An 18,942-nucleotide genomic window follows, 5' to 3' on the forward strand; every position below is an offset into this window, starting at 1 on the left:
CGTGCTTGGATGGCTCCTACGGACCAACCCCACGAAAACTTCATCTTCCCTGAAGAAGTTCTGCCTCGCGGTAACGCTCTGTAATCAGCGCGAAATATCAAAAATTCCAACATGTTAAAAGGGTAAGATAAAGTATTTTAGGCTTTACCCTTAATGCTTAAAAAGCTCCCGCCTAGTGGCGGGAGCTTTTTGTTTGCAGGATTCGATCGAATTAGCACCCTAAAAAAGTTGATTTTGGACAAAAACCAAGTCTGCCTGCGACTAGAACAACTTGTTTTTTTATATCTGGTGAACTCTCTCTCCTATCTGGCAAGAAATCCATCGGTCTTTCTCCGCCGCCAGAGTTGCCATGCACCTGATAACCGCACAGCCCGAATTCTGAAGAAAATATAAACAAATGGCGGAAACTGCGATCGCCCGATTGCTGTAGAGATCGATCAAAGACCTTCCAGCAGCAGTAATTTGCCATCATCTTACAAAAATCTCCCTTTGCATCCCCCCACTTCTAATTCCTTGTGTTATTCTAATAATTGTGAATACTAGAACGATACTCAGAACGCAAGTTCTTCTGGTAACGCTAGCAATGGCTAGCGCACAAATCATCACCTTAAATCTTGTATTTAGGTGATGTGCGTTCCAATATTAAGCCATTTAGCTAAACCTGGAGGTGATGCCCATGATAGAAAGTAGTAAACGCATGGGTCATCAGATTGGAAACTACCGGCTGTGCGCCGGGGCCGCTCACTAGCAGTCAGCCGTCGTCTCCAACGGGAAACGACTTCCACGGGGAACCAGGCTGAGCTAGGGATTCTCCCGGCAGTCAGGTTCTAATCTGAAGACCCGCTAGACCGCTCTCACCTCAAATAGTGTTAAATCTTGAGTATTAAAACTTGAGGCTCAACACTATTGGTGAGAGCGGATAGTTTTTGGTAAGGGTTTCTAGAGGTGGGCAGTTAATCTGCCATTGCTAATCAAAAAAAAAATTATGGCTGACCTACTTAACAATACTGAAATTCAAGACCGCACCAGTCAATTGTCAGGCTGGACGGTTGAAGGTAAACAACTGCGGTGTACCCGTTTATTTAAAGATTTTATCGAAGCGATCGCCTTTGTAAATAAGTTGGTCGCCCCCTCAGAAGCCGCAGGACATCACCCCGACATAGAAATCTCCTACAACAAAGTTACAGTTAACTTGACAACCCACGATGCCGGAGGCTTAACTGAGAAAGACTTTGCGCTAGCCCAAGAGATTTCTACGCTAGATTAAAAGAGTGCCCGTTGGCCTAACAAGAGCCACTGCATCTAGCGACAGTCGCCGATCGCGGAAAGCTCGCAAATAAAAAATCGACTAGGGGTTAAAATCGGGTGTGAAAAAGTCGAGAGGCCAAACGTTCAATGTATAAAAGGCTATTCCCCATCATCCGAACATGATCGTATTTGAAAAGCCAGAGTTCAAGAACGAGTCTGCCGCAGAAAAAACCGATCTGATAGAAAAGCTTTTAGATATTGGCGCAGCTTTGTCAAGCGCCCAGGATTTGGGCGAGTTGTTAAACTTAATTTTATCCAAAAGTAGAGAAATTACCTACAGCGATGCTGGCAGCGTTTACTTAGTAGATCACAGCGACGAAACATCTAAGCTGCTGTTCAAGGTAGCCCAAAACGCTTCTAAACCGAGCCTGTCGTTTAAAGAGTTTGCCCTGCCGCTGACCGACAAAAGTTTGGCAGGATACGTGGCAATTACAGGTCAAAGTTTGAACCTGTCGGATGCCTACGACTTACCCCCCGGCGTACCCTATCGGCTAGATACCAGTTTTGACAGGGATATTAATTACCGCACTTGCTCGGTAATGGTACTGCCGATGCAAAACCGACAGGGCGAGACAATAGGCGTACTGCAACTGATCAACCGCAAAACAAAGGCGGATACAGTGCTGACAGCAGACAATGCCTGGGAATCGACGCAGCTGTATTCGGAGTGGGAAGAAAGGATAGTTCGATCGCTCGCTTCTCAAGCAGCAATCTCGATCGAGCGCAATCAACTCCAAGATAGCATAGAAAATTTGTTCGAGGGCTTTGTGAAAGCCTCGGTGCAAGTCATAGAAGCCAGAGACCCCTGTACCTACGGTCATTCAGAACGAGTAGCAGCCCTCACAGTACGCCTTTCAGAAGAAGTAAACACCGTCAGCAGCGGAGGACTGCGCTCTATTTACTTTAACAGCCGCCAAATTCAAGAAATTCGCTACGCCGCCCTGCTGCATGATTTTGGCAAAATTGGAGTCCCCGAAGCAGTTTTGACCAAACAGAAAAAGCTCTACCCCGCACAGCTAGAAATTATTCGCCACCGCTTTGGCTTAGCTCAGCGGACGATGGAAATGGAATGCGTCCAGTCTAAATATAAATACTTGCTGGAGCATTCAGCCTACCGAAAACACCCGCTCCAAGAGCCAGAGTGCCCTCAATGCCAGGAAATTGAACAGCTAGACACTAAGCTAGCAGAGGCGAAAGCCAGATTAGCAGAATACTGGGAAGTGCTGCTAGAGGCAAACGAGCCTCACATTATGGCAGCAGAACCCCTAGCTCAACTGCGAGAGATTTCTCGACAAACTTACAGAGATATAGATGGGGCAAAGAAACCCCTGCTGAACCCAGAGGAGATCGTGCAATTGATGGTGTCGAGGGGCAACCTGACGCCGGAAGAACGCTCGGCAATAGAATTTCACGTAACTCACACTTACGAGTTTCTGAAACAAATTCCTTGGACAAAAGATTTAAAAAATGTTCCAGACATTGCCTACGGACATCACGAAAAACTCGACGGCACAGGCTATCCGCGAGGCCTAAACAAGTCAGAAATTCCAATTCAAGCGCAATTGATGACGATCGCCGATATTTACGACGCCCTGACAGCAGGCGATCGCCCGTACAAACGAGCTCTGCGAACAGAGGTAGCGATGAAAATTTTGTGGCAAGAAGCAGCTCACAACAAAATCAACGCCGATTTGTTAGAATTGTTCGATCATCGCCAAGTCTTTAGCGTCCTCGGGCACAGCTTGGAGGTTAAAGTCGAATCAGCCTAGACGAGTCGGGCGTGCTGTGCTAAAAAGTAAATAGGCGATCGGGCGCTATCAAGTGCGATCGGTAAAATCAATCGACAGCCCAAGCCGGGTCTGGTTTTGACGCAGTTGAGTACAGGTGAAAAAACAGGCTCACTGCAGCCGTCAGTCACATCTATATACTCGGTCAGCCCGAAAGAATCAAAAGAAAAAGTGAATTTTAGGTCTCTTTTTAGAGTATGCTAGTTGAGCAACGACTGACCACATAGAAGACTAGAAAAGTTTCTCTGTAATCGGTGTGAGGATGAGAGTGAATATGTCGAAATTTTTGTGGAGTTACTTACTAATCAGCCCAGCAGTCTTAGGAGCTACCCTAGTAGTTTCTTCGAGCGCGATGGCAGCAGACGCTCAGCAGGCTGCTGATGCGCTCAATCCCGCTGTCGCTAAAGCTGAAACCGCTGAAACCTCCGAAGCGAAACTAAATGCTTTAGCTGCGGTTTCCGAAACAACTGCAGCCTCCGAGCCAGTAGAAGAAATTTCCCAAGTCGCTGGCAACGAAACCCAGGCAGCGATGGCAGATGTGGCCACGGCTGCACCTGAAAGTGCAAGCGTTGGAGCCAACACAGCCCCTGCTGAGGCAAATCCCCAAGCGGCATCACAACCTACAAGTGAAGCTTTAGCCGCAGTTGAGACAACAGTCGCTCAACCAGTAGAAAATTCTGCCCCGGCAGCCCAACTAGAAACTCCCGCCGCGGCAGCTACCGCTCTCCCAGAGCAAATCGGTGCAGTTCAATTAGAAACTCCAGCCCCGGCAGTGGCAGAGTCGGCAGAACAAAGTTTGGCAAAACCGGCTGAATCTGTAGCCCAAACTGCCGCACCACAAGAGCAAAACCCAGCCACCACATTAGAACAGCTCAACCAGTACAGCACCGAAGGTGCTGCCGGCGGCGAAACTGAAGGTCAAGTTACCTCAGTATCTCAACTTTCCGACGTGCGCCCCACAGACTGGGCCTTCCAAGCACTGCAATCCCTAGTCGAGCGCTACGGCTGTATTGCCGGTTATCCCGACGGCACCTTCCGCGGCAACCGCGCAATGACCCGCTACGAATTCGCAGCCGGTTTAAATGCTTGCTTAGACAAGGTGAGCGAGCTAATTAGAGGCGGCACTGGCAACTTCGCTACGAGAGATGACTTGGCAGCCCTCCAACGGCTCCAAGAAGAATTTGCAGCGGAACTGGCAACCCTGCGCGGTCGCGTCGATGCTCTGGAAGCTCGGACATCCGAACTCGAAGCCAACCAATTCTCCACCACTACTAAGCTGACTGGGGAAGCCATTTTCGCTCTCAGCGATGACTTTGGTGGCAACGTTGGCTTGTTTGGCAGAGACGAAAGAAGATTAGGCAGCGACAACAACGAAGCTGTCTTCCAACAACGGGTGCGCCTGAATTTAAATACTAGCTTCACCGGCAGAGACTTACTGCTGACCAGGCTTCAAGTCGGCAACGGTCGCAACTTCAACCTTGGTGCTACAAGCGAAGGCACTCAAACTTGGAACGTAGTCGGCAGAACCGATAACGTTGTTGCCCTCGACACCTTGCTATACAAGTTCCCCGTCGGTCAGCGACTCAACGTTAGCCTGATAGCCAACGCTGGCGTTTGGGACGACATTATGCCGACTGTAAACCCTTACTTTGAAGACTTTGACGGCGGCAACGGAGCACTGAGCGCCTTTGGACAGCGCAACCCCATCTACCGCTTGGGCGGTGGCGCAGGTATTGGCTTTGACTATGCCTTTGGCGGCAGGGGCTTACTTGGCGGCGTGTTCGGCCCAACTTCTCTGTCATTTGGTTATTTGGCGTCAAATGCAGCCAGTCCGGTTAAGGGTGCTGGCTTGTTGAACGGCGACTACGCGGCGATGGGTCAGTTGACTTTTACTCCTGGACGCAACTTGCAAGTTGCTTTCAACTATAACCACGGTTACTTTAACCGAGGTAACTTCGGCTTTGACAACGGTTTGGGAAATGGAATCGACAATCTCGGCGGTTTCACCGGTACGGGCGTGGCTAATTCTCTCAACGGTTTGAGCGAGGGTTTTGAGGGCTTCGGTGCTCGCAAAGTTGTCACCAACTCCTACGGCGCTCAGGCTTCGTTGCGACTGAGCCCGAGATTTATCCTTGGTGGCTGGGCAGGTTTAACCAATGCCCGAATTCTCGGCATCGGCGATGCGAAAATCTGGAACTACGCTGTCACCTTGGCTTTGCCTGATTTAGGGAAAGAAGGCAACTTGCTAGGGATCGTGGTAGGTCGTGAGCCTTACTTGGATGAACTTGAAGCATCGAGGAGTTTGCGGAGCTTCCGCAACGATGACTCGTATCACGTTGAAGGGTTCTACAAGTTTCAGCTCTCGGACAACATTTCTGTTACTCCGGGCGTGATTTGGGTGACCAATCCTAATCAAGATGACCGTAATGATGACATCATCATTGGTACTCTGAGAACTACTTTTACGTTCTAAGAGCAGGTTAGAGGAGGCAGGGAGGTTATACCCTCTCTGCTGGCCACTCTAAAGGCCAAGTTTAGCCCTGCCTAGCGCAGGGCTTTTTTGTTTGCGGGAGGAAGGGGGCGCCAAGAATATATTCAAAATTAAAAATTATTAGTCGACGCAGAAAACCAGTTTCTTGAGGTAATGCCGTCGTAGAAGCGGAGATACTCGAAACTAGCAACTGGGTTTCACAGAAGCGCGAGTGCCGATCGTCCCAATGATGAAGCGATGAAAGTCGATTAAGTTCAGTGGAAAACCGGGGTATAATAAAAGGTAAAGTTAGGAGTTAGAATTGGGAACTCAACATTGAGGAGAATTTTAACATCTGACTTCGGAGTTGATAATTCTGGTATTGGAAGCAATTATGGTAGAACTCTCCTGTAAAAGCGAATATGCAATCTTAGCTTTGCTGGAGCTTGCCGATTGCTACGAAGAAGGCGAGCCTCTGCAAATTCGCCAGATAGCAGCTCAGCAAAATATTCCCGATCGATATTTAGAGCAGTTGCTGGCTACGATGAGACGCTGCGGGCTGATTCGCAGCCAGCGAGGAGCTAAGGGAGGTTATCTTTTGGCAAGGGAACCCTGGAAAATAACACTTCTAGAAATTATCAACTGTCTCGAAGGCTCGGAGTTCGATCGCTCTGAAAAAGACTCGCCTGCTCAAACTGTAGAAAGTGCGGTGATTTGGGAAGTTTGGCAAGAAGCTCGATCGATTGCCAACTCAGTTTTGCAAAAATACACGCTACAGGATCTGTGCGAAAAGCGCAATGGCAGACGGCAGCTCGATATCATGTATTACATCTAGTTAAAATATTGCCAACTAGGAATTAACATTTACTTTCAACCACAAACTGACAAAGATTATGCGTATTGCTGGCGACATTACAGAATTGGTAGGGCGGACGCCCTTGGTGCAACTCAACCGCATTCCCCAAGCTGAAGGCTGCTTGGCTCGGATTGTGGTAAAACTCGAAGGCATGAATCCGGCATCATCGGTGAAAGACCGCATCGGTGTCAGTATGGTCAATCAAGCAGAGGCCCAAGGGCTGATTACTCCAGGCAAAACGGTTTTAGTGGAACCGACTTCTGGCAATACCGGAATTGCTCTGGCAATGGTGGCGGCGGCTAAGGGCTACCAGTTGATTTTGACAATGCCGGATACGATGAGCACGGAACGCCGATCGATGCTGCGAGCTTACGGTGCCCAACTAGAACTGACTCCCGGAATTGAGGGCATGAGCGGCTGCATCCGCCGCGCTCAAGAGATTGTGGACAAAACTCCCAATGCGTATATGTTGCAGCAGTTTCGGAATCCAGCGAACCCCCAGGTTCACCGTTCGACAACGGCTGAGGAAATTTGGGAAGATACAGACGGCGAGGTGGATTTCCTGATTTCGGGAGTCGGCACGGGCGGTACGATTACGGGTGTCGCAGAGGTGATCAAGTCGCGGAAACCCGAGTTTAAGGCGATCGCAGTTGAGCCGGCCAATAGTCAGATACTGTCGGGCGGAAAGCCTGGACCCCACAAAATTCAAGGTATCGGTGCTGGTTTTGTGCCGCCGGTGCTGAATGTGGATTCGATAGACGAAATTATAGTGGTTACGGATGACGAGGCGATCGCCTATGGCCGCCGCTTGGCAAGAGAAGAAGGGTTATTGTCAGGTATTTCCAGCGGTGCGGCACTATGTGCAGCGGTGAAAGTCGGCAAGCGTCCCGAAAATGCAGGGAAATTGATTGTGATGATTCAGCCTAGCTTCGGCGAACGGTATCTGAGCACTCCCTTGTTCCAAGATCCAGAACTCAATCTGGCGATGGCCCTCAACTAGGTCAGCCTCCGGCCCAAGTAGCAGAAACTGAGAGCAGGGCGTACAATGTACGCCCTGCTTGGCTTTTGAGTTTAAAGAATTGGCATAGGTTGTAACTGCCTCGATCGCGATTGATGCCGAATTTGTCAATGGGGTTGTTTTTGAAGCGCTTTCGGCGTGTTAACGAAGCGGGCGCTGAGCGCTCTTGTGGCGAAGGAAGACAAAAGAAAAGAAGCAGCTAAATGTTGGCGGGAGGAACGCTATCGGAGTCCTCAATGTTGATCGGCTTACCACTTCCAAAGCCTCAATGTTTTTCTAAAATAGATTTATGATAAGTTGAAAACTGAGGTTTTTTACTGACAATTTTTGACATTTATATCAGATAAATACTTAAAAAAATAGCAAAAAATGATATTTTTGTCAAGCACTTTTTCACAGATTATCCAGATTTCAAGGAAATAAGAGCGTGTCTTCCGTTACCAATCACTACAAAACCCTAAAGATTAGCCCAACCGCAACACAAGCCGAGATTAAACAAGCATACCGCCGTTTAGTCAAATTATTTCATCCAGACAGCCGCAGCGACACAGCGGGTCACGAAGAAATTGTCCGCCTCAATGCAGCCTATGAAATATTAGGAGACGCCCAGCACAGACAATCTTACGATCGGCAACTTTCCCAGGAAACTCAACAGCAATCACCCAGCGCACCAAACGTCAGCCGCCAGCAAAAACAAACAGCTAGGGACGCTGATGAACAAATGGAACAGTGGCTGATTAAAGTATACAAACCAGTCAATAAAATGCTCAACAGCATCTTGAAGCCACTTAAAAAAGAAATAGACGAATTGTCCGCAGATCCGTTTGATGACGAACTGATAGAAAAGTTTCAACTTTATATCGAAACCAGCCGCGAGTTCCTCAAAAAAGCTCATAACTTTCTTACATCAATGCCCAATCCATCTAATGTAGCCGGAGTTGCGGCTCATCTCTACTACTGTATCAATCAAGTCGGAGACGGCATAGAAGAATTGTATTTATTTACCCTCAATTATGACGATCGCCACTTGCACACTGGTCAAGAACTGTTTAGAATTGCCGCTAGACTGCGGCGGGAAGCGCAGGATGAATTAAAAATTAAAAGTTAAAAAAGCCGATTGTTCCCTCTACCCTCTACCTTCTTCCTTCTTTCAAATTCCAAAAAGAACTTGAATTCGCTTGCGAATTTTAATAAAAGGAGTTTGTTCCAGAGAGTCGCCATCTAACAATCCCAAATCTCTCAAAGCTTGCTGGCGTGCCGACAATTTTTGAGCAATCTGATCGGCTAAATTGGGTTGTTCTCTTAAGAGTTTTTGCAAATCGTGGCGTTCCACCACAAACAAAATTGCATCTTCGCTAGTTTTAACAGTCGCCGTTCTCGGAGTACCCAACAGCAAAGATATTTCCCCAAAAAACTCGCCCTCGTGAAGGGTAGCAATATACTGACCGGCTTTTTGAGAAAGCACTTCTACAGTACCGGAAAGAATAATATAAAAAGAGTCGCCAGGGTCATTTTCTTTACATACAACCTGTCCCGCTGGAAACAGTTGTCGGTAGCCGTATTCAATTAACTGTCGCAGTTCTAAATCCGTACACTGTTCAAAATAAGTTACTCGCCTCAACAAATCTCGCAGCGTCCAATTATTAGGCGATTTAGGCCCTGGATTTTTAGGTTCAGAAACGGTGGAATTAGATTTGATGTCGGCTGAATGTTTGGCATTATGCGGAAAAACTTTCCCGTTGGAATTCTCGTCTTTGTTATTGTGAAAAAGTTGAGTTAACTCTTGCGGGTTTCGCAGCCACAAATCCCGCTGGGGAAAGGGAATTTCGATATTTCGATGGCGCAATTCGTAATCTATTAAAAAATTAACTGCGCTTTTAATAGCATCGCTTTCCTGTGGCTGGTCAATCCAAACTAAAAGTTCAAAATTTAAAGCGTTATCTCCAAAACCGTGAAACCATACTTTAGGAGAAGGATGGGACAAAACATTCGATTCCATCCGCGCCGCAATTAACAGCGCTTCCGTAACTATTACTGGGTCAGATCCGTAAGCAACGCCGATGGGGATGTGGAGGCGACATCTGGGGTCTCTGTAACTCCAGTTAATAATATTAGTTTCGACAAACTTAATATTTGGTATGATTACAAACAGACCGTCGATTGTTTTAATAATTGTAGAGCGGATCGAAATTGTTTCTACTGTTCCTAATAACTTGTCTATTTCAATAAAGTCTCCGACTCTAATTTGGTGCTCGAATAGCAGGGTGAGACCGCTGATAAAATTGCTGGCGAGATTTTGCAATCCGAAGCCGAAACCAATGCCGACGACGCCAGCTAACACGGTGAGAGAAGTGAGGTTAATGCCAGAAGCTTGCAGGACGAATATACAGCCAATAGTGGCTAAAATATAGCTAATGATCGTAGAAATTGCTTCTCGACTGCCGCGATCCAATCTCATCCGAACTAGCACGCTGCGCTTGATTCCTTCACTGATAATCTTAGCTATAATCAAGGCAAATATAGCTAAGATTATCAGTTTGACGATCGCACTGATGGACAGATGAGTGTCCCCGATATAGAATAGCGGGGTTGTCATCGCACCCGATAAATGGTCAAAAAAGCGATCGGCTTCTGCAGTAATCGAATTCATTAATATTTGCTAATGGGTAATTGGTGATTAGTTTTGAGCGCAACTGAACTGCCAACGGCTAACTATTGCAGAGCTTAGGGGAAAAACTCGAACTGTGGAGTGTCCTGTGTGGCAAAAAAGTCGATTCCCAAGGGAATAGCTCAGCTTCACCCACTCTCTCAAAGACTCGTAACTGATGGGTTAGTAACTGATGGCGAAAAACTATTTTGTAGCGGTATTTTCTGCCGGATATCTGTGTTGTGGCGTAAAATGGGCCCGGCGGCGCGATCGATCGGCGACTTGTTGCCAATATTTGGAAAATTGGTAGAAATTCATTTGCAGCACCCTCAAATAATCGAAAAATTCCAGCAAAAATTAGTTTATCCTTAAGAAGTAAGTCCTTTACAGAACTTAACAAGCTTACCCTAATTGACTTTTATGCAGTGCATCATCAATCGTCGGGCACAGTTTTCGGCGAGTCACCGGTACTGGCTGCCGGAGTTAAGCGAAGCCGAGAACTTTGAGCGGTTTGGCCCAACTGCCCGCGCACCGGGACACGGACACAATTACGTCCTTTACGTTTCCATGATAGGCGAACTCGACGAGTACGGCATGGTGCTCAACCTGTCTGATGTCAAGCACGTCATCAAACGGGAAGTTATCAAGGATCTCGATTTTTCCTACCTTAACGAAGCGTGGCCGGAATTTGAGCAGACTCTGCCAACTACCGAAAACATAGCACGGCAAATTTGGTTGCGGCTAGCTCCTCATTTGCCTGTGAGTAAAATTCAATTGTTTGAACATCCCGAACTTTGGGCTGAATATTTAGGAAACGGAATGGAAGCTTATCTAACTTTGTCCACTCATTTTAGCGCCGCCCATCGGTTGGCTCGTCCCGATTTGAGCTTTGATGAAAACTCGGAAATTTACGGCAAATGTGCTCGACCGAACGGTCACGGCCACAATTATCATTTAGAGGTGACTGTTAAAGGGGAAATTGATGCGCGGACTGGCATGATTGCTGATTTGGGAGCTTTGCAAAAAGCCGTTGACGATTATGTTGTTGAACCTTTCGATCACACTTTTTTAAATAAGGATATTGCTTATTTTGAGAAAGTTGTGCCGACTGCGGAGAATATTGCTGTTCGGATCGGGCAATTATTACGATCGCCCGTTCGGGAATTGGGCGCAGAGTTGCACAAGATTAAGCTGATTGAAAGTCCGAATAATAGCTGTGAAATTTTCGGCGCTGATTTAGAAGAAGTGGCGGTTGAACATCAGCAGCCGGAAGCGATTTTAGCTAGGGTTTAGAGTTAAAAATCGGTCGGTTGGGGCGGGTTCACCCGGATAGTTGGCTAATTGTGCAGATTGGTGAAGCCACCCCTACCAGCCTAATGATGATTCCGAGAGTTATCCAACCGCATGAGGCGGGAGAATATATTCTTTCATCAAAGTTACACAGCCAGAATTACTGGCAGTTTTCCTGAAAAGTCAGACTCCGCGCGTATTTTGGAGATAGTAAGTCAGCATTCCTCATGTCAGCTATTCTAACTGCTGAGACGATGAGGTCGATCGCCCGATCGCTGACAACCAAGCACTAATTTCTCCTAAATGAGTTGACGTTTATGCGCGTCTCAAATGTAGCTCTCTTGACTCTGGCTGCCCTCGCATCCCACAATTTAACTGCTAATACTAGCGCCAATCCTGCTGCACATCCTATTTCTCCTGAGACACCGCAGGCTAGCAACTTTGTTGATGCGGTAAATAATACTGAATCGCGTCGGGCTGAGTCAATTAGCGAGCCTGAGACGATCGCCTACGAACAATTTTCCGCTAATAGTACCGTATCGCGTCGGGCTGAGTCAATTAGTGAGCCTGAGACGATCGCCCACGAACAATTTTACCCAAATACTACCGCATCCCGTCGGGCTGAGTCAATTAGCGAGCCTGAGACGATCGCCTACGAACAATTTTCCCCGCGAATTGCTGTAAAATCGCCGACAGGTTTGCTGGTAGCGGCCGCTCAACCCGATGTATCTACTGCAAAAACCAAGGCGAATACTCCTGCTGCATCCGGCGATGAACTAACAAAATCTTTACAAGAAACCTGGCTGGCTAAATTAATCGAAACCGGGGTTGAAACCAATCCTCAAGTTCGCGAGGCTTTCGCTTTTATCTCCCCGTCTAGTGGCAGTTCTGAATCTGGGTATGGTTTTAATAGTACCATAACTCTGCTCAATATTTTACTAATTCTTGGTACCGTATTTCCACCAGTGACAATTGCCTTTTTTTGGATGATGCGACGGCTGATCATCAAACACTTGGTTGCTGATGCCAATAAACGATTGCAAGGCATTGGTGTATTGGAATCAGAACTCATAAATTCTAGCCAACTGACTCAAAAGTTGAGGAATGAATTAGAAGCGCAAATGAGTGCCACTAAACAATCTATTGATTTTTTAACTAGAGAAACTGAACTTTCCAAATCTTCCGTGGAGCAAATTGAGACTCTCAAATCGCAATTTATCATGCACCTGCAAGTTTTGCGGACAGAAGTTGACGAGAAAAAATCTCAAATTGTTCAAGAAATTTCCCAAGTTCCCGCAGTTGTTGCCAAAGAAGCTCTCAAAGCCGCACCTCAACCGCCCTTAAACAATTCCCAAAATTCGCAAACTGCACCTGCTAACAACGAAAATTTGATTGCTGACGATTATATCAAGCAAGCCGAAGGGCTTTATTTTGAAAGCAATTATGATGAAGCATTAGTGTGTTTGGAAAAAGCTGTTTTAGCGAATAAATTTTTGAATGAGGCTTGGTATTGGCGCGGAAATGTGTTAGTAAGATTGCAGCGCCTGGAAGAAGCACTCGCCTGTTACGACCAAGCAATATTAATTAAACCGGATAACTACGAAGCATGGTATAATAAAGCGCATTTGCTGGGCAAATTTCACAGGTACGAAGAGGCGATCGCCTGTTACGAGCGAGCAAGTTCGAGCGAATCTCGAAAATACGGTTGTTGGCACAGTATAGCGGCTTTGTTGGGTCAATTGCAGCATTACGAAGAAGCGATCGCCAGTTACGATCGGGCCCTCGCTATCAAAGCAACCGACAGCGAAATTTGGCACAACCGAGGTGCGATGCTGGCCCGAGTACAGCAGTACGCAGCAGCAGTTGATTCTTACGATCACGCTCTTGAACTCAATCCCAAGAGATACGAAACTTGGTACAATCGAGGCAATATGCTGTGGAGACTGCTCCGCTACAGTGATGCTATTGATTCTTACGATCGGGCGATCGGCATCCGGCCCGATAAATACGAAGTTTGGTACAATAGAGCCGCTGTGCTTGGAAAATTGCAGCGATATCAAGAATCGATCGAATCCTACGACAAAGCAATAGCCATTAAACCGCAGGATTTTGAAGTGTGGCACAACCGAGGCGCAGTTTTCGACAAACTGTTGCAGCACGAAGCAGCAATTGCATCTTACGAATCAGCAATTACCCTTAATTCCGAGTGTTACGAAGCTTGGTTTTGTAAAGGCGAATCTTTGGCAAAATTGCAGCGCCATGAAGAAGCGATCGCAGCTTATGAGAAAGCGATTGCTATTAAGCCAGACTCCTACGATGCTTGGCGTCATGTGGGAATAGCTTTGTCAGAATTAAAGCGGTATGAGGAAGCAATGGCAGCTTACGATCGAGCTATTGCCATCAAACCCGAAAATGCGGAAGCTTGGCGCGATCGAGGCGCAATTGTATCAGAATTAAAGCACGATACAGACAAAATTGACTCCGGGGAAACAGAGAATTAAACTCAGCAAAATCCGGTTCTTCAAAATTTATAAGTGTCAGGTAATCGGGAGGCAAGCCCTATTTTTAAGTTGGTAATGGATGAGAATATGTTGCCTGTATATCGATATCAACTTTTGCAACAACACTCAAATTTAACTGTATTAATAGTTGGCGAGCTACCATCCCTACAGTTATTGACGAATATTTAATCCGATTTTAGAGCCATTTAAATGCTTTTTGTCTACGGTTTGTCATCTAAAGTTTTTCTCTTTTTGCCGCTCCGTTTGGGGCGTTTTTTTTATGGTAAATTTAGGTAAGCTGCAAACAAGGAGAATAGTTATATGTCTGTTCAGCTTCAAAAACGGTTATTTACAGTAAAAGAATATCATTTGATGACTGAGACGGGTATTCTCTCGGAGGACGATCGGGTAGAACTCATAGAAGGAGAGATTGTTAAAATGGCTGCAATTGGTACTCGTCACGCAAGTTCTGTCAAGCGTCTCACCAGGCGCTTCAGCCTCATTCCAGAAGAGCGTGCCACTCTGGGCGTCCAAGACCCTATCCAGTTGACTGAGCGCACTGAACCTCAACCGGATGTTGTATTGCTGCAACCTCGCGCTGATTACTACGCCACAGCCCATCCAGTACCGTCTGAAGTTTTGCTGCTAGTGGAAGTTTCAGATAGTACGGTTGATTATGACAGAGATGTAAAAGTATCCATTTACGCGCGATCGCTCATTCAGGAAGTTTGGCTGGTAGATTTAGTTGAAAATTGTTTGGAAGTCTACCGTCAGCCTGGCCCGAACGGTTATAGTTTAATGCTCAAGTTTTGGCGGGGTCAACAAGTTGCGCCGCTGGCTTTTCCAGATTTAGAAGTGAGCGTTGATTTTATATTGGGTTAGTATGACTTTTATAGATTATTAAACTTTATCGGGTGACTAGAAGTGGCGAGAACTCATAGAAAGATACAATTTATCTAGTGCAGTTTATCTTGTTTCACAGTCAATTATAAGCATAGTAGTGAGCGACATTCAAATGCAAATGCTGTATCTGGGCTGATTTTCCCGATCGGAAAGCAAGTGTGAACTCGCACCATCAACCTCTCAACTCCAAAATTTAGTCTAACTCATAAACCTGCAATCTGCTGTAAGTGCGATCTACCAGCATAATATTAAGTATGTATTTTAGCGCGCCAAACTTGATGATGTGGACGAGCTTTATTCAAACGCCTTAAACCGTTTAAGAAGGATAATCGTCTATGCCCCTCTAGTAAATGATAAGGTTGCTTTAATTGCACTGTCGTCGATAGGTTATATCGATCCTGATTCTCAAGTAACACAATGGGAGTATTCCATGTACCCTCTTGCAGCATATAGCGAGCAAGCCAGTCGTTCTTATCTTCCGCCCGTTCCTCAATATTATCGAAGTTGTCGCAAAAACTCTCATCCTTAAAGGCTTCTGACCCAGGAACTCGCTCAAGAGGCCAAGTCTCTAAAGTAAATTTTAGTCTTTCTAGATTAAGAAAAGCATAGTCTTCCATGCAGCTAGCATGACGATATAGCCACTCCTTTAATAGATTTTCTGGCCAATTTGAGAGAACTCCATCCAGCATTCGATGAACATAGTGTGACTCCTCTTCCACTACTTGCCCATCCTCGTCATGAAAAGGCTGATACTTCAAAGTTATTGGATAAATTTCTTCTAGATTATTCATAAGTTATGATGGGAGATGTTTTAAAAAGCCTGCATATAACCAAGTTAACACATAAGTTATGACTATTGCCAAACCATTTGAATTGGAAGTCACCCATCTCCCAGACCACAATGAATTACCAGAGTCGGACGGTACTTTTGTAAAAAAATTTCAAGAACTTCCTCAAAGCATTATTCTCACTGATTCACTCCGACCAATTTTGCAACGAATTCATCCAGACGGACGCTATCGCATCGGTCAAGATTGTGGGATTTATTGGCGTTTAACTGACCCTCTCGAACGCGGTGCCGAAGCGCCCGATTGGTTTTATGTAACGAATTCATCCAGACGGACGCTATCGCATCGGTCAAGATTGTGGGATTTATTGGCGTTTAACTGACCCTCTCGAACGCGGTGCCGAAGCGCCCGATTGGTTTTATGTGCCGAATGTTCCCCCACTATTAAATGGTGAGGTGCGACGTTCTTATGTATTGTGGAAAGAATACGTTGCACCGCTGATTGTTTTGGAATTTGTGTCGGGTAATGGTTCAGAAGAGCGAGACAGTACGTTGCACCGCTGATTGTTTTGGAATTTGTGTCGGGTAATGGTTCAGAAGAGCGAGACAGAACGCCGCCGCCCGAACCCGGTCAAGCCGAAGAACAAAATGTGGGCAAATTTTGGGTTTACGAACAGGCGATTCGCGTGCCTTACTACGGCATTTATGAAGTGAAAAAAGCGGCTGTAGAAATGTATCATTTAGAAGACAATCGCTATCAGCGCATGAGTGTAAATGAGCGCGGTCGCTATCCGATTCCTCCGCTTGGAGTTGAGTTGGGAATTTGGCAAGGTGAATATGATGAGATGAATTTACCTTGGTTGCGTTGGTGGGATCGTGAAGGGAATTTGCTGTTAATTGGAGAGGAACGTGCCCAAGAATAACGCCTGCGGGCGGAACGAGAACACCTTCGCGCTGAAGAAGAACGCCTTCGCGCCGAGGAAGAAAAACAACGCGCCGATCGCCTAGGAGCAAAATTGCGCGAAATGGGGATTAATCCTGATGAGGTGTGATTGTTTTTAGATTGTTAAATGGGGTGCGATTCTCTTCGGAATAGCTTCGCTTCATGCACTTTTTAAACTGCAGAAATATCAGAAGCCCCAAAAGGCAGATCGCACTTTCGATCTCCTTACCCCATTGTTTATATTAAGATTTCCTTAATTGCTTTCATCTGGTACAGAAATCGGTGATACAATCAACAGCTTAGCTAGGGGTGCCCGAATATCCGGGCTGAGAAAACACCCTTAGAACCTGAGTCTGGGTAATACCAGCGGAGGGAAGCTGTTTATCAAGGAAATTAAATATGCGTACCGAATGGATCGCGAAGCGTCAGGGGCACACCAATGTATCTCAAATGCACTACGCCCGCCAAGGTGTAATTACTGAGGAAATGCACTTTGTTGCTAAGCGAGAAAATCTCCCGCCAGAACTTATCCGCGCGGAAGTAGCGCGGGGACGGATGATTATTCCGGCTAATATCAATCACACGAATTTAGAACCAATGGCGATCGGCATTGCGTCTAAATGCAAAGTCAATGCTAATATCGGTGCATCTCCCAACTCTTCCAATATGGAAGAAGAAGTTGACAAGCTTAAACTAGCAGTGAAATACGGCGCTGATACCGTGATGGACTTGTCCACCGGCGGCGGCAATTTAGATGAAATTCGCACTACAATTATCAAAGCTTCACCGGTCCCGATCGGTACTGTACCAATTTACCAAGCACTAGAAAGCGTTCACGGTAATATGGAAAGTCTGACGGCGAATGACTTTCTTCACATCATTGACAAACACGCTCAACAAGGTGTTGATTACCAAACTATTCACGCCGGAATTTTGATCGAGCATTTGCCGTTGGTGAGAAATCGGATTACGGGGATTGTCTCTCGCGGCGGCGGCATTTTGGCGCGGTGGATGCTGCATCACCACAAACAAAATCCTCTCTACACTCACTTTAACGACATCATTGAAATCTTCAAAAAATACGATGTTTCGTTTAGTTTGGGAGATTCTCTGCGCCCCGGTTGCACTCACGATGCGTCGGATGAAGCTCAATTAGCTGAACTCAAAACTTTGGGACAATTAACTCGCAAAGCTTGGGAACATGACGTGCAGGTAATGGTGGAAGGCCCCGGTCACGTTCCTATGGATCAAATTGAGTTTAATGTCAAGAAACAAATGGAGGAATGTTCCGAAGCACCCTTCTATGTTTTGGGGCCGTTGGTGACAGATATTGCGCCTGGATACGACCACATTACCTCAGCAATTGGGGCCGCGATGGCTGGTTGGTACGGTACTGCAATGCTGTGCTACGTGACGCCGAAGGAACACTTAGGATTGCCGAATGCTGAGGATGTCCGAAACGGGCTGATTGCTTACAAAATCGCGGCTCACGCTGCAGATATTGCACGGGGCCGTCCGGGTGCGCGCGATCGCGATGACGAACTCTCGAAAGCACGTTACAATTTCGATTGGAACCGTCAATTTGAGCTGTCATTAGATCCAGAACGGGCAAAGGAATATCACGACGAAACTTTGCCGGCGGATATCTATAAAACTGCTGAATTCTGTTCAATGTGTGGGCCTAAGTTCTGTCCGATGCAGACTAAGGTTGATGCCGATGCTTTGACGGAATTAGAGAAGTTTTTGGCTAAGGAACCTGTAGCCCAAAGCTAATGGGATTAATTCGTAGCGTGCTGATGGCGCACCTTACTTAATTGTCAACCTGTGCGTTTTTTGTGGGGCGGGCATCCTGCTCGCCCAAAACTATGGTGCTGATGGCGCACCTTACTTAAGGTTATATTAAAAGGAGTTTCCGACAAGGAGACTTGCCATGTTCCTTTGCAGGTACTTTTTTTGTTACCAAGGAATCCAGAATTTTATCGAGATTGGGATGAGCAAAAAAAAGTAGCTATATGCTCTTTAGTTAATAGCATACCATCTGGGTCATGCCCAAATTCTTTATTTCGCCTTCTCCATATAAAACTCTTCATCAACTGAATTTCGTCTAAACTGCACTCGCCTCGCAAACCCAGTTCCCAAGAATCAAGAAAATTGGCACCTCGATATTCAATTAGCAGCCTACCCTGTACTGGTAAACTAACTGAGCGTCGAGATTCATTTCGCTGCTTAAGAGGCATTCCGTTTCCATCTTCAAGGAACGAGCGGCGGATTCAAACGCTAATCTCATGCCGCCTATTCCGGAGAATAAGTCCATAAAACGGATTTTTTTTAGGGCCATTAAGTCGGCGGTAAAAGCTTATATTTGGTACTATTTGTCAGTCGAGGCATAGCCTCTAGATATTCATTACCAGGCTCTGCCTGGTAAGCAGAAA

General features: G+C 46.3%; 16 protein-coding genes, 2 pseudogenes and 1 riboswitch. Of the genes and pseudogenes, 13 read left to right on the forward strand and 5 right to left on the reverse strand.

What is annotated here, in order from left to right; translation table 11 throughout:
* Window positions 1–211: 211 nt before the first annotated feature.
* Window positions 212–472: a hypothetical protein gene (locus QUA27_RS07500; RefSeq protein WP_333067251.1), complete on the reverse strand. Its 261-nt coding sequence runs from the start codon at window positions 470–472 to the stop codon at window positions 212–214.
* A gap of 513 nt (window positions 473–985) precedes the next feature.
* Between QUA27_RS07500 and QUA27_RS07505 the strand changes: the two genes are divergently transcribed.
* The 6 genes from QUA27_RS07505 (at window position 986) to QUA27_RS07530 (ending at window position 8,547) form a co-directional block, all read left to right on the forward strand.
* A complete protein-coding gene (locus tag QUA27_RS07505) occupies window positions 986–1,267 on the forward strand; it encodes a 4a-hydroxytetrahydrobiopterin dehydratase (RefSeq protein ID WP_333067252.1) in 282 nt (93 codons plus the stop codon).
* A gap of 160 nt (window positions 1,268–1,427) precedes the next feature.
* Entirely contained in the window at window positions 1,428–3,077 is a 1,650-nt protein-coding gene (locus QUA27_RS07510; protein ID WP_333067254.1) for an HD domain-containing phosphohydrolase, read from the forward strand.
* Window positions 3,078–3,369: 292 nt separating this feature from the next.
* Window positions 3,370–5,568 carry an iron uptake porin gene (locus tag QUA27_RS07515; protein WP_333067255.1) on the forward strand — a complete coding sequence of 733 codons (2,199 nt, stop codon included), beginning with the start codon at window positions 3,370–3,372 and terminating at the stop codon, window positions 5,566–5,568.
* A gap of 391 nt (window positions 5,569–5,959) precedes the next feature.
* On the forward strand, window positions 5,960–6,400 hold the full coding sequence (locus tag QUA27_RS07520; RefSeq protein ID WP_333067256.1) for an Rrf2 family transcriptional regulator: 441 nt from the start codon (window positions 5,960–5,962) through the stop codon (window positions 6,398–6,400).
* A 58-nt stretch (window positions 6,401–6,458) separates the two neighbouring features.
* Window positions 6,459–7,421, forward strand: a complete 963-nt coding sequence (gene cysK, locus QUA27_RS07525; RefSeq protein WP_333067257.1) for a cysteine synthase A — start codon at window positions 6,459–6,461, stop codon at window positions 7,419–7,421.
* A gap of 445 nt (window positions 7,422–7,866) precedes the next feature.
* Window positions 7,867–8,547 carry a J domain-containing protein gene (locus QUA27_RS07530; RefSeq protein ID WP_333067259.1) on the forward strand — a complete coding sequence of 227 codons (681 nt, stop codon included), beginning with the start codon at window positions 7,867–7,869 and terminating at the stop codon, window positions 8,545–8,547.
* 42 nt (window positions 8,548–8,589) lie between these two features.
* Here the strand turns inward: QUA27_RS07530 and QUA27_RS07535 are convergent, their stop codons facing one another.
* A complete protein-coding gene (locus QUA27_RS07535) occupies window positions 8,590–10,089 on the reverse strand; it encodes a cyclic nucleotide-binding domain-containing protein (RefSeq protein ID WP_333067260.1) in 1,500 nt (499 codons plus the stop codon).
* 108 nt (window positions 10,090–10,197) lie between these two features.
* Between QUA27_RS07535 and QUA27_RS07540 the strand changes: the two genes are divergently transcribed.
* On the forward strand, window positions 10,198–10,458 hold the full coding sequence (locus QUA27_RS07540; RefSeq protein ID WP_333067262.1) for a hypothetical protein: 261 nt from the start codon (window positions 10,198–10,200) through the stop codon (window positions 10,456–10,458).
* Window positions 10,459–10,506: 48 nt separating this feature from the next.
* Window positions 10,507–11,379, forward strand: a complete 873-nt coding sequence (locus tag QUA27_RS07545; RefSeq protein WP_333067263.1) for a 6-carboxytetrahydropterin synthase — start codon at window positions 10,507–10,509, stop codon at window positions 11,377–11,379.
* 157 nt (window positions 11,380–11,536) lie between these two features.
* On the opposite strand, the gene QUA27_RS07550 is transcribed toward QUA27_RS07545, so the two are convergent.
* Complete coding sequence (locus QUA27_RS07550; RefSeq protein WP_333067264.1) at window positions 11,537–11,662, reverse strand: hypothetical protein; 126 nt, start codon at window positions 11,660–11,662, stop codon at window positions 11,537–11,539.
* Window positions 11,663–11,693: 31 nt separating this feature from the next.
* Here QUA27_RS07550 and QUA27_RS07555 point away from each other — a divergent pair, with 31 nt between their 5' ends.
* Both QUA27_RS07555 and QUA27_RS07560 read left to right on the forward strand, forming a co-directional pair.
* The gene (locus tag QUA27_RS07555) at window positions 11,694–13,877 is read left to right on the forward strand and encodes a tetratricopeptide repeat protein (protein ID WP_333067265.1); all 2,184 of its coding nucleotides are present in this window, start codon (window positions 11,694–11,696) and stop codon (window positions 13,875–13,877) included.
* A gap of 321 nt (window positions 13,878–14,198) precedes the next feature.
* The gene (locus QUA27_RS07560) at window positions 14,199–14,759 is read left to right on the forward strand and encodes a Uma2 family endonuclease (protein WP_333067266.1); all 561 of its coding nucleotides are present in this window, start codon (window positions 14,199–14,201) and stop codon (window positions 14,757–14,759) included.
* Between the two features lie 269 nt (window positions 14,760–15,028).
* Here QUA27_RS07560 and QUA27_RS07565 read toward each other — a convergent pair whose 3' ends face one another.
* Window positions 15,029–15,571, reverse strand: coding sequence for a hypothetical protein (locus tag QUA27_RS07565; RefSeq protein ID WP_333067267.1), 543 nt, complete (start codon window positions 15,569–15,571; stop codon window positions 15,029–15,031).
* Window positions 15,572–15,629: 58 nt separating this feature from the next.
* Here QUA27_RS07565 and QUA27_RS27315 point away from each other — a divergent pair.
* The 3 genes and pseudogenes from QUA27_RS27315 to thiC form a co-directional block, all read left to right on the forward strand.
* Window positions 15,630–15,791, forward strand: a pseudogene (locus tag QUA27_RS27315) (Uma2 family endonuclease); the annotation flags it as partial.
* Between the two features lie 97 nt (window positions 15,792–15,888).
* Window positions 15,889–16,619, forward strand: a pseudogene (locus tag QUA27_RS07575) (Uma2 family endonuclease).
* A gap of 186 nt (window positions 16,620–16,805) precedes the next feature.
* A riboswitch (TPP riboswitch) is annotated at window positions 16,806–16,902 on the forward strand.
* Between the two features lie 7 nt (window positions 16,903–16,909).
* Window positions 16,910–18,283 carry a phosphomethylpyrimidine synthase ThiC gene (gene thiC / locus QUA27_RS07580; protein ID WP_333067268.1) on the forward strand — a complete coding sequence of 458 codons (1,374 nt, stop codon included), beginning with the start codon at window positions 16,910–16,912 and terminating at the stop codon, window positions 18,281–18,283.
* A 397-nt stretch (window positions 18,284–18,680) separates the two neighbouring features.
* On the opposite strand, the gene QUA27_RS07585 is transcribed toward thiC, so the two are convergent.
* A complete protein-coding gene (locus QUA27_RS07585) occupies window positions 18,681–18,824 on the reverse strand; it encodes a DNA cytosine methyltransferase (RefSeq protein ID WP_333067269.1) in 144 nt (47 codons plus the stop codon).
* Between the last annotated feature and the right edge of the window lie 118 nt (window positions 18,825–18,942).

The sequence above is a fragment of the Microcoleus harperi Pol14_C6 genome (genome assembly GCF_036701295.1).
GTDB lineage: Bacteria > Cyanobacteriota > Cyanobacteriia > Cyanobacteriales > Microcoleaceae > Microcoleus.

Excerpts from the sequence above, each read along its gene's own strand:
- QUA27_RS07500 (WP_333067251.1), bottom strand. The coding sequence starts at position 472 with ATGATGGCAAATTACTGCTGCTGGAAGGTCTTTGATCGATCTCTACAG.
- QUA27_RS07505 (WP_333067252.1), top strand. The coding sequence starts at position 986 with ATGGCTGACCTACTTAACAATACTGAAATTCAAGACCGCACCAGTCAA.
- QUA27_RS07510 (WP_333067254.1), top strand. The coding sequence starts at position 1,428 with ATGATCGTATTTGAAAAGCCAGAGTTCAAGAACGAGTCTGCCGCAGAA.
- QUA27_RS07515 (WP_333067255.1), top strand. The coding sequence starts at position 3,370 with ATGTCGAAATTTTTGTGGAGTTACTTACTAATCAGCCCAGCAGTCTTA.
- QUA27_RS07520 (WP_333067256.1), top strand. The coding sequence starts at position 5,960 with ATGGTAGAACTCTCCTGTAAAAGCGAATATGCAATCTTAGCTTTGCTG.
- cysK (WP_333067257.1), top strand. The coding sequence starts at position 6,459 with ATGCGTATTGCTGGCGACATTACAGAATTGGTAGGGCGGACGCCCTTG.
- QUA27_RS07535 (WP_333067260.1), bottom strand. The coding sequence starts at position 10,089 with ATGAATTCGATTACTGCAGAAGCCGATCGCTTTTTTGACCATTTATCG.
- QUA27_RS07545 (WP_333067263.1), top strand. The coding sequence starts at position 10,507 with ATGCAGTGCATCATCAATCGTCGGGCACAGTTTTCGGCGAGTCACCGG.
- QUA27_RS07555 (WP_333067265.1), top strand. The coding sequence starts at position 11,694 with ATGCGCGTCTCAAATGTAGCTCTCTTGACTCTGGCTGCCCTCGCATCC.
- QUA27_RS07560 (WP_333067266.1), top strand. The coding sequence starts at position 14,199 with ATGTCTGTTCAGCTTCAAAAACGGTTATTTACAGTAAAAGAATATCAT.
- QUA27_RS07565 (WP_333067267.1), bottom strand. The coding sequence starts at position 15,571 with ATGAATAATCTAGAAGAAATTTATCCAATAACTTTGAAGTATCAGCCT.
- thiC (WP_333067268.1), top strand. The coding sequence starts at position 16,910 with ATGCGTACCGAATGGATCGCGAAGCGTCAGGGGCACACCAATGTATCT.
- QUA27_RS07585 (WP_333067269.1), bottom strand. The coding sequence starts at position 18,824 with ATGGACTTATTCTCCGGAATAGGCGGCATGAGATTAGCGTTTGAATCC.